Origin of the sequence: Prevotella disiens (assembly GCF_900454955.1) — a bacterium.
GTDB lineage: Bacteria > Bacteroidota > Bacteroidia > Bacteroidales > Bacteroidaceae > Prevotella > Prevotella disiens.
In genome coordinates, this window is the sequence record NZ_UGTL01000002.1 from 423,418 (window position 1) to 436,656 (window position 13,239).

14 protein-coding genes are annotated in these 13,239 nt (G+C 40.8%); 10 read left to right on the forward strand and 4 right to left on the reverse strand.

Translation table 11 applies throughout. The annotated features are described in order from the left end of the window. Positions 1–129: 129 nt before the first annotated feature. The 5 genes from rd (at position 130) to DYI03_RS12300 (ending at position 3,384) form a co-directional block, all read left to right on the forward strand. On the forward strand, positions 130–294 hold the full coding sequence (rd, locus tag DYI03_RS12280; protein WP_004355056.1) for a rubredoxin: 165 nt from the start codon (positions 130–132) through the stop codon (positions 292–294). Between the two features lie 219 nt (positions 295–513). Beyond that, positions 514–1,464, forward strand: coding sequence for a cation diffusion facilitator family transporter (locus DYI03_RS12285; RefSeq protein ID WP_021668129.1), 951 nt, complete (start codon positions 514–516; stop codon positions 1,462–1,464). A gap of 16 nt (positions 1,465–1,480) precedes the next feature. Continuing rightward, positions 1,481–1,666, forward strand: coding sequence for a hypothetical protein (locus DYI03_RS12290; protein WP_025064627.1), 186 nt, complete (start codon positions 1,481–1,483; stop codon positions 1,664–1,666). Between the two features lie 323 nt (positions 1,667–1,989). Beyond that, complete coding sequence (locus DYI03_RS12295; RefSeq protein ID WP_004355046.1) at positions 1,990–2,541, forward strand: 3'-5' exonuclease; 552 nt, start codon at positions 1,990–1,992, stop codon at positions 2,539–2,541. 393 nt (positions 2,542–2,934) lie between these two features. Further along, entirely contained in the window at positions 2,935–3,384 is a 450-nt protein-coding gene (locus DYI03_RS12300) for a hypothetical protein (protein WP_021669350.1), read from the forward strand. Positions 3,385–3,563: 179 nt separating this feature from the next. Here DYI03_RS12300 and rbr read toward each other — a convergent pair whose 3' ends face one another. Continuing rightward, complete coding sequence (rbr, locus tag DYI03_RS12305) at positions 3,564–4,217, reverse strand: rubrerythrin (protein WP_004355069.1); 654 nt, start codon at positions 4,215–4,217, stop codon at positions 3,564–3,566. 212 nt (positions 4,218–4,429) lie between these two features. Continuing rightward, positions 4,430–5,527 carry an Mrp/NBP35 family ATP-binding protein gene (locus DYI03_RS12310; protein WP_025064625.1) on the reverse strand — a complete coding sequence of 366 codons (1,098 nt, stop codon included), beginning with the start codon at positions 5,525–5,527 and terminating at the stop codon, positions 4,430–4,432. 1 nt (position 5,528) lies between these two features. Between DYI03_RS12310 and DYI03_RS12315 the strand changes: the two genes are divergently transcribed. After that, positions 5,529–5,726 (forward strand): hypothetical protein, encoded by a 198-nt coding sequence (locus tag DYI03_RS12315; protein WP_021669347.1) that lies wholly within the window; start codon positions 5,529–5,531, stop codon positions 5,724–5,726. A 122-nt stretch (positions 5,727–5,848) separates the two neighbouring features. On the opposite strand, the gene DYI03_RS12320 is transcribed toward DYI03_RS12315, so the two are convergent. Together DYI03_RS12320 and DYI03_RS12325 are read right to left on the reverse strand one after the other, a co-directional pair. Beyond that, positions 5,849–6,442, reverse strand: coding sequence for an aminotransferase class IV (locus DYI03_RS12320; RefSeq protein ID WP_021669346.1), 594 nt, complete (start codon positions 6,440–6,442; stop codon positions 5,849–5,851). Positions 6,443–6,552: 110 nt separating this feature from the next. Beyond that, complete coding sequence (locus DYI03_RS12325) at positions 6,553–7,539, reverse strand: aminodeoxychorismate synthase component I (RefSeq protein ID WP_021669345.1); 987 nt, start codon at positions 7,537–7,539, stop codon at positions 6,553–6,555. A 512-nt stretch (positions 7,540–8,051) separates the two neighbouring features. Between DYI03_RS12325 and lipA the strand changes: the two genes are divergently transcribed. Genes lipA through DYI03_RS12345 form a run of 4 tightly spaced genes read left to right on the forward strand, consistent with a single transcriptional unit; the run spans position 8,052 to position 13,232 of the window. Beyond that, complete coding sequence (gene lipA, locus DYI03_RS12330; RefSeq protein ID WP_021669342.1) at positions 8,052–9,872, forward strand: lipoyl synthase; 1,821 nt, start codon at positions 8,052–8,054, stop codon at positions 9,870–9,872. A 17-nt stretch (positions 9,873–9,889) separates the two neighbouring features. Continuing rightward, complete coding sequence (locus tag DYI03_RS12335) at positions 9,890–10,777, forward strand: Dam family site-specific DNA-(adenine-N6)-methyltransferase (RefSeq protein WP_242401828.1); 888 nt, start codon at positions 9,890–9,892, stop codon at positions 10,775–10,777. After that, entirely contained in the window at positions 10,774–11,835 is a 1,062-nt protein-coding gene (locus DYI03_RS12340; RefSeq protein ID WP_021669340.1) for a DNA adenine methylase, read from the forward strand. Before DYI03_RS12335 ends, DYI03_RS12340 begins: the two co-directional genes overlap by 4 nt. Next, entirely contained in the window at positions 11,832–13,232 is a 1,401-nt protein-coding gene (locus DYI03_RS12345; protein ID WP_021669339.1) for a hypothetical protein, read from the forward strand. Before DYI03_RS12340 ends, DYI03_RS12345 begins: the two co-directional genes overlap by 4 nt. The last annotated feature ends 7 nt before the right edge of the window (positions 13,233–13,239 follow it).

The window sequence follows — 13,239 nt, forward strand, 5'->3', positions numbered from 1 at the left end:
TCCGACACCGCAAATCGCGCAAAAAAAGCAGTTATAACAAATATTAACAAAGATAATTTGTAAAACTTACACTTTTCTACTACCTTTGTAGTACTTAAAAAGCAAATAAAAATTTTAAAAAAGAACATTATGAAAAAATATGAATGCGAAACATGTGGTTACGTTTATGACCCAGAAGTAGGCGACCCTGATGGTGGTATCGCTCCAGGTACAGCTTTCGAAGATATTCCAGAAGATTGGGTTTGCCCACTTTGCGGAGTAACAAAAGACGATTTCGTCGTAGTAGAAGAATAAGAAGCAGACTATATCAAACTTAAAATAGGCGGGAAAGAACCATTTAACAATGTGTCTTCCCCGTTTTTTTTAACCCTGCCAAGCTCAGACTAGTCTAACTAGTCTAACTAGTGTAACTAGTCTAACTAGTCCGACAAGTCCGCTGTGCCGAATGTGTTTTCCTTTTTTTACCCCTACCCCGCCCCCTTACAATCAAAAATGCTATAAAATAGCCCAAATATGTCAGAAAAGAAAACCAACAAAGGTGGCATGAAAAGTGTCATCGCAGCCTTAGGCGCAAACATTCTCGTAGCCATTTCAAAATTTGTAGGCTACACCCTATCGGGTTCAGCCGCCATGCTCAACGAGTCTATCCACAGCGTTGTAGATTGCGGCAACCAAATTCTGCTGCTCATCGGCAACAACCGTGCAAAACATGCTGCCACAAAGACACACCCATTTGGAGAAGCACGTGCAAAATACTTTTTCAGCACCATTGTTGCCATGATGCTCTTCTTCGGTGGTGGCGCATTGGGAATTATGGAAGCTGCCGAAAAACTATTCCACCCAGGGCATAGCATAGAAAATACAGAACTCGTCCTCGCTATTCTTGCCTTCGGACTCATCGTGGAAAGCTTTTCATTGCGGGTAGCATTCAAAGAAATTCATGAACTCAACCACGAGAAACTGCCCCTCTACACGTTCTTAAAAGAAAGTCGCCATAGCGAAATTCTCATCATTTTCGCCGAAGATACTTGCGCCGTCATCGGACTTTTATTGGCTATTTCAGGCACTGCCCTGAGTCATTTCACAGGAAATCCATTCTTCGATGCCTTCAGCGGATTACTCATTGGCATTCTCCTCTGCCTTGCTGCCCTCTTCTTAGCACGCGAATTTTACAGTCTTATCGTGGGGGAAAGTGCAACAGAAGCCGATGAAGCTATATTCCGTAACGCCTTCAGCAGAAACGAAATACAACGACTTATCGATATCAAAACCATTCACCTCAGCCCTGAAGAAATATTGCTCACGGCAAAAGTAGAAATCAAAGTCGAACAAGAGCATAACGTTCATGAAATCATCAACGATATAGAGCGAAAAATAAGAAGTCAGTTTCCACATTATAAAATATACATCTACATCGAAACCGACAAATTTCAAGAAAATTACAAAGCAAAGGAGCTTTCTTAAGGACAAGAAAAAGCAATTGGGAGTAGGAAAACTGGGAGAACTAGGAAAACTAGGAAAACTAGGAAAACTAGGAGAACTAGAAAAACTAGGAAAACTAGAAAAAAAAACTATTCCTCTCGTATTTGTACATGCTCGTGGCGAGAAATTGCACTTAGAAAAGAAGGTTTTTGCTGTACTCAAAAATTGTTTTCGAACACAATAAAAATTCAAAAAAAAACCAATAAAAAGATTTGGAGAAATCAACAATTCTGCATATCTTTGTTGCCGTTATCCTGAAAACAATCTTTTTTACCTTAAATTCACTAATACCTATTGAAGATTTGAAGCGGTGGCCTGAGAGGGTCGCCACTTTTTTTGCCCTATCGGCAAGCCTTGTCCATTGGCACATTACGACATTTGCACATGCTCGTGGCAAGAAATTGCACTTTGAAAAAACACAATGTTTCTTTGTTCTTGGAAACTGCAAATGCAAGCATCAAATAATAATTTTTTAATAAAAGTGATTGAATTAAAAACAGACAGAAAATGCACGATATAAATTTTATAGCCATCGATTTTGAAACCGCCAGCAACGCCCAAGCAGCCATTTGCGAAGCAGGAATCAGTATTGTCAAAGGTGGAAAGGTGGTGGAAACACGGTCGTGGTTGGTGCGCCCCGAAGGCAATGCGTACAACTATTGGAACACGCGTGTGCATGGGATTACGGCAAAAGATACCGCCCATGCGCCTGAATTTCCTCAAGTGTGGAACGAAATCATGACCTATCTGGCAGATTGTCCCATTCTTGTCGCCCACAATGCAGGGTTCGATATGGGTTGCATACGTCGTTCGTTAGCCTTTTATGGGCTGAAAACACCCGAAATAACCTATTATTGCTCGCTGCGTGCTGCCCGAAAAATATACGATTTCGAGTGCAACAAATTAGAATTTCTGTGCCAAAAGTTCGAAATTCCCTATGGTCAGCACCACCGAGCAGGCGACGATGCAGCCATGTGCGCCCACCTTTTCTTGCGTGAATTGAAAGATTTTGGTTGGGCAGATTTGTCAGAAATGCACTTTTGTGAGGGGAAATTGTAGTCAGCAAGTCAGCGTAGGGGCGTGATTTTTTCGCTTTGCTCAACAACTCGTATCACGTTCCTAACACCAAACAAACAATCTTTGCTGAGAGGAACGTGATAAATCACGCCCCTACAAAATTCCATTGTGCCATTATCGGCGCAAATACAAAAGTGGAATGAAATTATTTCCGCTTCATGGACTTATAAAAAATATTCCCTACTTGCTCACTACAAATTTGGCTTCGCAGACTAACAGTTGTTAATCAAGACGATAATAATTGTTATCATTTCAAATAGTCTAAAAATTTGGTTACCTTTGCAGATGGATAGCAAAATATTTGCATGGTAAAAAAACAAATACAAACATTTATAAACTCGGGGCAAACGCTTGTCCCACAAACAATTAAACAAAATGAAAACAAAATTTTTAATGGGCGCAATTGCCCTATTGAGTGTATTCGCTTTCACTATGACTTCATGCAACAAAGACGAAGAAGATGAAGGAATCGAAATCACAAACGTAGAAATGGGTCATGAAGGCACAGCCATAATTGGTCAAGGCATACACTTGAAATGTGCTATCAAGGCACCTGCAAAAATCGAATCGATTGTTGTTACAATGAAGGCTGTTAATGGCGAAGGCTATCAAATTGAAACTTACGATAAAGGTACGGATAAAGGCAAGTATGTTGGCAAGTATATTGGCTTGTTGAATACAGTTTTCAACGAGAATATTGTTACCAAAGAAACTTTGCCAGAAGACAATTACAACGTTGCAATCATCGTAACTGACGAAGCAAACCACGTACAAATGGTAACCAACAAAGTTGCTTTCAAAAAAGGCAAAAGTAAAAGTTTCTAACCTTAACCTCACTGACGTAGCCACAGGCAAGAAAGTAACACATTATTTAAAGCAATATATTACGGTGGTAATTTTTAGAACCCACCATAAAAAAAGGCGAAGCATTTCACAATGCCTCGCCCTCCTTAACTAATTAATCCTAAAAAAAATAAAATCATTTGTTCAATGAATCAAATGTATCAATAATTTTCTGCCTTCACTTGGAAGTAGCTTTGTGGGTGTGCGCATACAGGGCATACCTCTGGAGCTTGCTTTCCAACAACGATGTGTCCGCATTGGCGGCATTGCCAAATGGCTGAACCATCTTTTGAGAATACCATCTTGTCCTCTATGTTCTTCAAGAGTTTGCGATAGCGTTCCTCGTGTTTCTTTTCGATAGCACCAACGGTACGGAATTTAACAGCCAATTCAGGGAAACCTTCGTCCATAGCTTCCTTTGCCATAGTTTCATACATGTCTGTCCATTCGTAGTTTTCGCCGTTTGCAGCGTCTTCAAGGTTTTGTGTTGTGGTAGGAACGTCAGCATCGTGCAAAAGTTTGAACCATATTTTGGCGTGCATACGTTCGTTGATTGCCGTTTCTTCGAAGAGTGCTGCAATCTGTTCGTAGCCTTCTTTGCGTGCCTTACCAGCATAGTAGTCGTACTTCATGCGTGCTTGGCTTTCACCTGCAAAGGCTGCTTTGAGGTTGGCTTCGGTCTTTGTTCCTTTCAAAGCGGCACCATTAAATTCTTTAAACTTCTCTGCTTTAACGTGGCAAACTGGGCATTCTGCTGGTGCTTCTTCTCCTTTGTGCATGTAACCACATACGGTACAAATAAATGTCTTCTTCATAATGTTTTTGTTTTTATTAAATAATAATATTTCTTGTTCTTTTTACCTGCGAATATTATCCTCCTGAAATTTGGAACAAATCCAATTATCTTGATTTTGTACCGCAAATATACAAAAAAAACTGACATTATGTGCAAAAAGACACAACATTTTTATGAAAGGAACGCTGTTTAGACATTTACTAAATAAGGTTTTGTGAGCCTTGTTTGCGCCTAATCCACTTTGACAATCTTGGTGGGTGCTTTCTCTTTGTTGCGCCTATTGACAGTGGTGATAACGGCTTGGGCAAGGTTGATGAATGCTTGTCCTGTTACGCTGTCGATGTTTACCGCCGAAGGGGTGCCTTTATCGCCATTTTCGCAGATGCCTTGTACCAATGGAATTTGTGCCAAAAGCGGACAATTCATTTCTTCTGCCAATCGTTTGCAACCTTCTTTTCCAAAGATATAGTACTTGTTGTGAGGGAGTTCGGCAGGTGTGAACCATGCCATGTTCTCTACCAAACCGAGGATTGGCACGTTTACTTTTTCGTTTCTGTACATATCTATTCCCTTGCGTGCATCAGCCAACGCCACATTTTGCGGAGTTGAAACGATGACTGCCCCCGTTATGGCGAGGGTTTGTAGGAGTGTGAGGTGAATATCGCTTGTGCCAGGAGGGGTATCGAGAATAAAGTAGTCTAAATCGCCCCAATCGCCATCGGCAATGAGCTGTTTTAGTGCGTTGCACGCCATGCTGCCACGCCACAAAGTTGCCGTTTCGGGATTGACAAAGAAGCCCACAGAAAGGAGTTTTACGCCGTACTTTTCAATCGGCTCGATGAGTTGTCGCCCTTCTTTCTCCACTGCGAACGGACGAGCGTCCTCCACGCCAAACATTTTGGGCATGCTGGGACCAAAAACATCGGTGTCAAGGAGACCCACTTTGTAGCCCAAACGTGCCAAAGCGATGGCAAGATTGGCTGAAACGGTGCTTTTTCCTACACCACCTTTGCCCGAACTCACGGCAATGACGTTTTTCACTTGTGGCAAAAGTTTGCCTACCTCAGGGCGTGGAGCGGTTTTAAATTCGGTTTTTATCACCACTTCCACATCTTTTCCTACCGAATAATGTATTTGCGCCTCGGCTGCTTTGAGCGTAGATTTGAGGAATGGGTCGGTTTCGCGTGGGAAGAGCAAGGTGAAAGTAACTTTCTTGTCCTCAATGCGTATATCGTCGACGAGCATTTCGCTCTCGATTAGGTTTTTCTTTGTTCCAGCGTACATCACCTTTTCCAATGCGTCGGTGATAAGTTTTGGATATATTGTCATCATGCTTTTTATTTTTGTATCGTGCTACAAAGGTAATGATTTTCACCGAAAAAAGGAAATAAAGTTGATAAAAGCCTGTCCTCGTGGTAATATGCAGCCTGTGGAAGCCTTGGCAGCGATGGTTTCCTTTTTTGTCGATGCGCCTAAGAAGCCTTATTTTCGCCACAATGATTGCGGAGGTAAGTACCATAAAAACTAAAAACCGCCTATTTTGCGTTTCAAAACCGATTGTTTTCCGTGGCAAAATAGGCGGTTTCAAATGAGGGTCTACTGACGTCTTGTGTACGACTTCCAATTTTCACGTTTATTTGCTGCTACTTTTCATTTCACGTGTTGCATCGGAATGACCATTTCGCCTAAATCCATCATGGCATTGATGAGTGAAATTTTTTCATATTGCGGTAAATCGGTTTCACGAATGGGGCGTTCGGTGAGTTTTCCTTGTGCAATGAGTGCAGCACGGCGTGTTCCCGCCAGTAGGGGGGTGGTGGGCGTAACCCATTGGGTGCCGTCATAAAGCGCAATGTTGGTGTATGATGTATCGGTGAGGTAGCCCTGTTTGACGATGATGATTTCCTCGTCAGCCGATGTGCCTTCGTGTAGTCGTTGAAGTGCGCTGCGGTCTTCGCTTTTCTCTTGATAAAGAATGGCATTGTCATGTACAAGACGGAGTTTTTCAACGTGTCTTATATTATAAGGTGTAACTTCTATGTCGTAAATTACCATTGCGTCATAAGTGAAACGCAGTTTTGCTCGTCCCACGGAGGTGGCTGCGAGCGCGCGAATAGGGTCGGTCGGAATGAGCATGGAGCGTCCAAAATGTTTTTCTTGGGTGGCTCTAATGCGTGCAAGGTGGCGGTCGAAATTCTGAATTTCACCATTCAGCACGCAGATGGTTTCTATAAATTTGGGCATTGATTTGATTTTTTTTTAAGTTGAGGGGCTGGTTTTTTCTAGGATTCCTAGTTTTCCTAGGATTCCTAGTTTTCCTAGTTTTCCTAGTTTTCCTAGTTCTCCTAGTTCTCCTAGTTAATGATGGGCAGATACACCTTTGCAACGACCTCGTTGTATTCGTCATCGTTGTTGCTTTGAGCCGTAATGCCGCCCCCCGCCTTATAATAAAGGTGTTGGTGGTCGGTGTCGATGAAGCGAATCATAACTGCACTGTCGAGCGTTCCGTCGGCATAATGCCCCATCACCCCTGTGTAGAAATCACGATTGTAGCCCTCTGCCTCTTCGATAATCTGCATGGTGCGAGGCTTTGGAGCACCCGTGATAGAGCCAGCTGGCAGAAGCGCAAAGAGCAAATCGCCAATATGGTTTTGATATTCGGGGAGAATGTTGCCTGCAATTTCCGAACTTGTTTGTAGGATTTCTCCTTTATTTGTCGTCAATCGGTCGATGTAACGATATTTTTCCACCCTCACTTGATTGGCGACAATGCTGAGGTCGTTGCGAATAAGGTCTACAATCGTAGCGTGTTCGGCAGCCTCTTTGGCATTGCTAAGCAATTGATTTTCAGCATCGGGGAGGGTTGCGCTAATGGTTCCTTTCATGGGGAAGGAACGAATGGTGTGGTTGTCGATGCGCACAAATATTTCGGGCGAGAAACAAACAAATTCGTCCTTCACATAACAACGATACATTGCATCGGAACGGAGGAAGATGTCGCGCAGCGAAAGATTGGTTTCTATGGGTACACGGCACGTCAAATTCGCCAAATACGAGTTGCCTGCTCGTTGATTTTGCTTGATGTGTTCAATGCTTTTTTCGTAAGTTTGTCGGTTGGGAACCTCCACTTTCCACTCCACAGGGTCAAGATTTGGCACAGCGTTGTGAGGAATATTGTTGAATTTTGGGAAGGCAAACAACGCCTCATTCGGGTCGATATGAGTCGTTTCCTCGATGTAAACATTCTCTTGGTTGTAGCTGATAATGAAGACAAATGGGCGATTTTGCTGCGCCAATTCATTCATTTTCCGTTGAGCTTCTCCTCGATTGTAGCGTTTCATGTTTTGTTTCAATTGCAGTTGTCATGCAAAAGTACGAAAATTGTACGAGTGTATGAAATTTTTTTAATAACTTTGTAGAAGATATAGCTGCACTCGGCAAACTGAAAATAAATTTTCTTTGCACTCGTTTGCAATCTCTTTGTAGAAGATATAGCTGCACTCGTTTGGCAATGCGTAGGGGCGTGATTTATCACGTTCCTAATAAATAAACCATACGCAGATACGTAGGGGCGGAATTTATTCCGTTCCTAATAAGCAAACCATACGCAGATTGTTAGGAACGTGATAAATCACGCCCCAACAAAGGGAAAATAAATTTTCTTTGCACAAGAAATTGCAGGAGCGTTGGGCATACAATTTTACCCTATCTATGTCCAATAGCAAATTATTTGTGCTTCTTCCACGCTCAAACGCAAATATTTTTGTATATTTGCAAGCCCGATTTTGTCGGTACTATATATTATAAAGGTGGGAGGAAACTGTCGCCTTGCTGAAAAATTAAGTCTAAAACAATGAAATATATTATTATTCCCGAGCGAGAAAAAGCCTTCCAACTGCCTTTCTTTTTTGCTGTTGAAGAGTATGTTGCTCGCACTTACAAAGATGACGACTACTTCATGGTGTGGCGTGTTGAACCAACCGTGATGCTCGGACGTAACCAATTGATAGAGAACGAAGTAAATATTGAATATTGTAAGCAAAACGGAGTGCATATCTATCGCCGCAAAAGTGGTGGCGGTTGCATCTATTCCGACTTAGGTTGCATGCAGTTTTCGTATATTTCGTTTGCCGAAAACGTCAATACAGCGTTCGTTGAATACATGCAAGGCATTGCCAACGTATTGAGAAGTCTTGACATAGACGCCTCGCTTTCGGGCAGAAACGACATTTTGGTCGAAGGAAAAAAGGTGGCAGGCAGTGCATTTTATAAATTAAAAGGGCGCAGTGTGTTGCACAATTCGTTGCTTTTCAGCACCCAACTGGAACACCTTTCGAACGCATTGACCCCTGGGAAAGAAAAATTGCAAAGTAAAGGCGTTGCCTCAGTGAGCCAGCGAGTTACGAATGTGGGAAACTTCACCGACTTAGATATTGAGCCTTTCATGGCTTACGTTCGCAAATACATGTGTGGCGACGAAGTTTTGGAATTGACAGCCGACGATATGCGTGAAATAGAAAAGATAGAAATCGAGTTGGGTTCAGACGATTTTGTTTACGGAAAAAATCCGAAATACACCGAAGTGCGCCAAAAACGCTTTGCCGATGTAGGTACGTTTCAGGCTCATATTGAATTGAAAAACAATGTGATACAGAATATTAACCTCATAGGCGACTACTTTCTTTCGGGCGATTTAGACAGAGAGTTTCTCGATTTGGTACGTGGTTCTGAGTTCACTCGTGAGGCAGTTGGCGAGCGTTTGCAAGGAGTTGAGTTGGGTAATATAATTCGCAATTTCACCGTAGCACAGTTCCTCCGCCTTCTTTTCGGTCGTGAACCCCATCTGATGAAGCCCGAATGGTTAAAAATAGACCTCAAATCGAAGAAGAGTCAGGGCGAAACGGCAGGCATTTTGGCACGACACCATCTGAATACCATTTGTACGAGCGGACTATGCCCTAACCGCAACGAATGTTGGGCAGCACGCACGGCAACCTTGATGATAGGTGGCGAGATTTGTACACGCAAGTGTCGTTTCTGTAACACCTTGAGCGGTCGTCCAAAACCATTGAACGAAGCTGAACCACAGAACGTTGCAGCATCAATAAAAGCATTGAATTTGCGCTATGCAGTACTCACTTCCGTAGACCGCGACGACCTTCCCGACTATGGAGCCGACCATTGGGTGAAGACGGTTGAAGCCGTTCAGAAGGAAAATCCCGATATAAAAATCGAACTTTTAATTCCTGATTTCATGGGCAAGGCGGAACTTATTCAGAAAGTTTTGGCAACCAAGCCCCATGTTTGTGGACACAATATGGAGACTGTTCGCCGCCTTACACCTTCGGTACGCTCTGTGGCTCAATACGATAGAAGTCTTGAAGTGTTGGCAGAGATAGTCCGTTGCGGTGTGGAAGCCAAGACTGGATTCATGTTAGGACTGGGCGAAACCCACGAAGAAATCCTTGAAACCATGGACGATATATTGGCTGCGGGTTGCAAACGCCTTACCTTAGGACAATATCTGCAACCTACCTCAAAGCATTTGCCCGTAGCGGCTTACATTACGCCAGAGCAGTTTGCCGAATACAAGCGCATTGCGTTGGAAAAAGGCTTTAAACATGTGGTGAGTGGTCCGTTGGTGCGCAGCTCTTACCATGCAGCGGAAAGCTAATGTGAAAAATGGCAAAAATGGCAAAGAAACAAAAATATATTGGTTCACCCCTAAATTATATTGGAGGGAAAGGAAAATTATTGCCACAAATTTTGCCCTTATTTCCAAACAATATTTCTACCTTTATTGACCTTTTTTGCGGTGGGTGCAATGTTGGAATAAATATTAAGGCAGAGAGCGTTATATTCAATGATAATTTAACGTATTTGATTGATTTATATAACGAATTATTACATCTATCGAGCGAAAAAATACTTGCACACATTGAACATCGAATTACCAATTTTGGATTATCGCTAACCAACAATGAAGGTTATTTGGCTTTGCGAAAAATTTATAATGAAGAACGATTACCATTAGATTTATTTGTACTGACAGCCTTTTCTTTCAACCACCAAATAAGATTTAACAACGCACATGAATTTAATAATCCTTTTGGTAAAGAAAGAAGTTGTTACAATGCAAATATGAAAACAAAACTTCTTGATTTTGTTTTAGCCATACAAAATAGGAATGTTGTATTTAGCAATAAAGACTTTAAATTGTTCGATTTCAACCATTTAAAAGCAAACGACTTTGTTTATGCCGACCCACCTTACCTTATCACGACGGGAACTTACAATGACGGCAAACGAGGGTTCACTGGCTGGAACGAAAACGAGGAAAAAGCATTATTAAATATCTTAGCCGAATTAGACCAACGTCATATAAAATTCGCACTTTCAAACGTAACAGAGCATAAGGGCAAGGAAAATAAAATATTAAAAACATGGATAGACCAACATCATTTCTTCACCCATAAACTCGACAAAAGTTATAAAAACTCAAACTATCAAACTGCAAATTGCGATAAGGGAAAAACCATTGAAGTGCTTGTAACAAATTATCAACCTGAAGAAAAATGAGATATATTGGGAATAAAGAAAACCTCTTAGATAAGATATTTCAAATTTTAAAAGACAGAGAAATCAAAGGTGAACGCTTCTTTGATTTCTTTTCAGGGACAACCAATGTTGCACGTTTCTTTAAAGAAAAAGGTTATACGGTTTTTAGCTGCGATATGCTTTATCTATCCTACTGTTTACAAAAGGCTTATATCGAAAACAATGAAGAGCCACAGTTTGAACAACTCCTTCCAACTTTACCCGAAATAAACTGCTCATCGCTTTTTGCTTTGCCTTTAGAAAAAGTTGTAACCTATTTAAATTCAATTCCTTCGGTTGAGGGATTCATTTATAAAAATTACACTCCTGACGGAACAACTCATCTTGAACGTCCAAGAATGTATTTCAGTTCGGAAAACGGAAAGAAAATAGACGCTATACGCCTGCAAATAGAGGTGTGGAAAGAAGAAAAATTGATAACAGAAAGCGAATATTATATTTTGATTTCCTGTTTAATAGAAACTGTTTCTTTTTATGCTAATATATCGGGAGTGTATGCTGCATTCCAAAAGAAATGGGACCCACGTGCGGTCAAACCGCTGGTGCTAAGAACAATTAAAACTATCAACAATGGAAAACAAAATTTTGTCTACAACACAAATAGTTTAAACCTTGTTGAACACATTGAAACCGATATTCTATATTTAGACCCACCTTACAACGAACGACAATACCTTCCTAACTATCATTTATTGGAAACAATCGCAAAATACGACTCCCCAACTATCAAGGGCATAACTGGTATGCGAGAATACGGCAACCAAAAGTCATCATTCTGCAATGCTAAAACAGCTTTAGAGGGATTAGATAATATTGCTGCTCACGCAAAATATAAATACTTATTGCTAAGCTATAATTCCGAAGGAATAATGGCACAAGAGGATATTATTCGTACTTTAGAAAAGTATGGAAAAGTAACTTTAGAAAGTTTTGAACATCTACGATTCAAAAGCAATAATAACGGGTTAGCTAAAAGTAAAAAACATATATTTGAACAATTATACATCTTAAAAAAATGAGTAATACAACGAAAAATCTATGGGTTTTAACCGAAGAAAGACCAAAGAAAAAGGTCTTGCAAATGATTTTTGAATATTTTGCAAAAGACCAAGGGTGCGGATTTTTCGGTGATACACTCCGCATTATTCCTATTCTTAATGAAGATAAACATTTTGCTTTTACCTATGAGGTCATCGGGTTTACTTGTGCAAGGGTTAATCATGTCTACATAAAAACCGTGTCAGGTTCTTCCAGTTTTACCGACTTCTTGATTTACTACCAAGATGCAATGCCAAATGTGGCAGATGCCCCACTTTACGCTATCGAAGAAACAAAAACAGACGACAGTGAAAGCCGTAATATAGGGGTATATCAACGTTGTTCTAAATTTGTTTTCATTGAAAACTACTACCCTACTGCAAAGAAAATAATGCTCTATGCGCTCCAGATTGAACAAAAAGAAAAGCCTACCGAAACCAATATTTTTGGTACACGCTTGCTATTAACCTTGGGCGTAGAAATATTAGGAAAGAAGATTGATACCCATATTTTCAAACCGTTTACATCTATTGAAGAACTTATACAATGCAAAAACAATATGCAATGCCCACCAGCAGGTAACATTCCAATATTGTTGCAAAAATCTGACGATAAAATTCAAATTTCAGGACGCTTGTTTAAAAGTGGGAGCTTATCGCACGACCCCAATATCGGCGCATTAAGCATCATTGCGGCTGTATTGCGCAAATTAGGTTGGGAAAAGGAAATAGAAATAACCCAACACGGACTCGAACAAAATCACATTAAAGCCAAAAATAAATTTATTCTTATCGCCAATAAATTAGGAATAAGCCTTGAAGGGTTAAATGCTCCCAAGGCTGAACTACCCACTGATTATTGGCATTACGAAACAAAAGGCGAAAAGTTAGGGACTATCTTTATACACCTTGTTGTCGAGAATTTCACAGAAAGTTACGCTGTGTTTGAAAACCATGCTGGTTGCGAAAAAGGTTATTTCCAAACCTCACAAGGCGAACATATTCCTTTAGCAAAATATGCTGACAGAGAGGCGTATAAAGCTGGAGATAAGAGTCAAATCATCTTTATCCCCGATTTAGTACTTTTAGACATTGAGGAAAAAGAGTCTATCACAATTGAAGGAAAGAAATATGAAAATAAAGACACAGGAATCGAAGAATTGAACAATTACGACACATTCGATGAATTGTATCTAAAGAAATACTATCCGCAATATCAAATCGTAAGAACCGTTGTACTGTATGGCAGCAAAAATACCCAAATATTTGATGTTCAGGTAGGATTTTTGCTCAATGAAGAAGGCAAATTAGTTTTGGGCATAAAAGCCCCCAAACTATTTAACCGAGCCATTCGCAACTTATTAGATTATTGGAACTAACTCCATG

Bases quoted from the DNA above. Each gene is read 5' to 3' on its own strand.
- rd (WP_004355056.1), top strand. From the start codon at position 130: ATGAAAAAATATGAATGCGAAACATGTGGTTACGTTTATGACCCAGAA.
- DYI03_RS12285 (WP_021668129.1), top strand. From the start codon at position 514: ATGTCAGAAAAGAAAACCAACAAAGGTGGCATGAAAAGTGTCATCGCA.
- DYI03_RS12295 (WP_004355046.1), top strand. From the start codon at position 1,990: ATGCACGATATAAATTTTATAGCCATCGATTTTGAAACCGCCAGCAAC.
- DYI03_RS12300 (WP_021669350.1), top strand. From the start codon at position 2,935: ATGAAAACAAAATTTTTAATGGGCGCAATTGCCCTATTGAGTGTATTC.
- rbr (WP_004355069.1), bottom strand. From the start codon at position 4,217: ATGAAGAAGACATTTATTTGTACCGTATGTGGTTACATGCACAAAGGA.
- DYI03_RS12310 (WP_025064625.1), bottom strand. From the start codon at position 5,527: ATGACAATATATCCAAAACTTATCACCGACGCATTGGAAAAGGTGATG.
- DYI03_RS12315 (WP_021669347.1), top strand. From the start codon at position 5,529: ATGCTTTTTATTTTTGTATCGTGCTACAAAGGTAATGATTTTCACCGA.
- DYI03_RS12320 (WP_021669346.1), bottom strand. From the start codon at position 6,442: ATGCCCAAATTTATAGAAACCATCTGCGTGCTGAATGGTGAAATTCAG.
- DYI03_RS12325 (WP_021669345.1), bottom strand. From the start codon at position 7,539: ATGAAACGCTACAATCGAGGAGAAGCTCAACGGAAAATGAATGAATTG.
- lipA (WP_021669342.1), top strand. From the start codon at position 8,052: ATGAAATATATTATTATTCCCGAGCGAGAAAAAGCCTTCCAACTGCCT.
- DYI03_RS12335 (WP_242401828.1), top strand. From the start codon at position 9,890: ATGGCAAAGAAACAAAAATATATTGGTTCACCCCTAAATTATATTGGA.
- DYI03_RS12340 (WP_021669340.1), top strand. From the start codon at position 10,774: ATGAGATATATTGGGAATAAAGAAAACCTCTTAGATAAGATATTTCAA.
- DYI03_RS12345 (WP_021669339.1), top strand. From the start codon at position 11,832: ATGAGTAATACAACGAAAAATCTATGGGTTTTAACCGAAGAAAGACCA.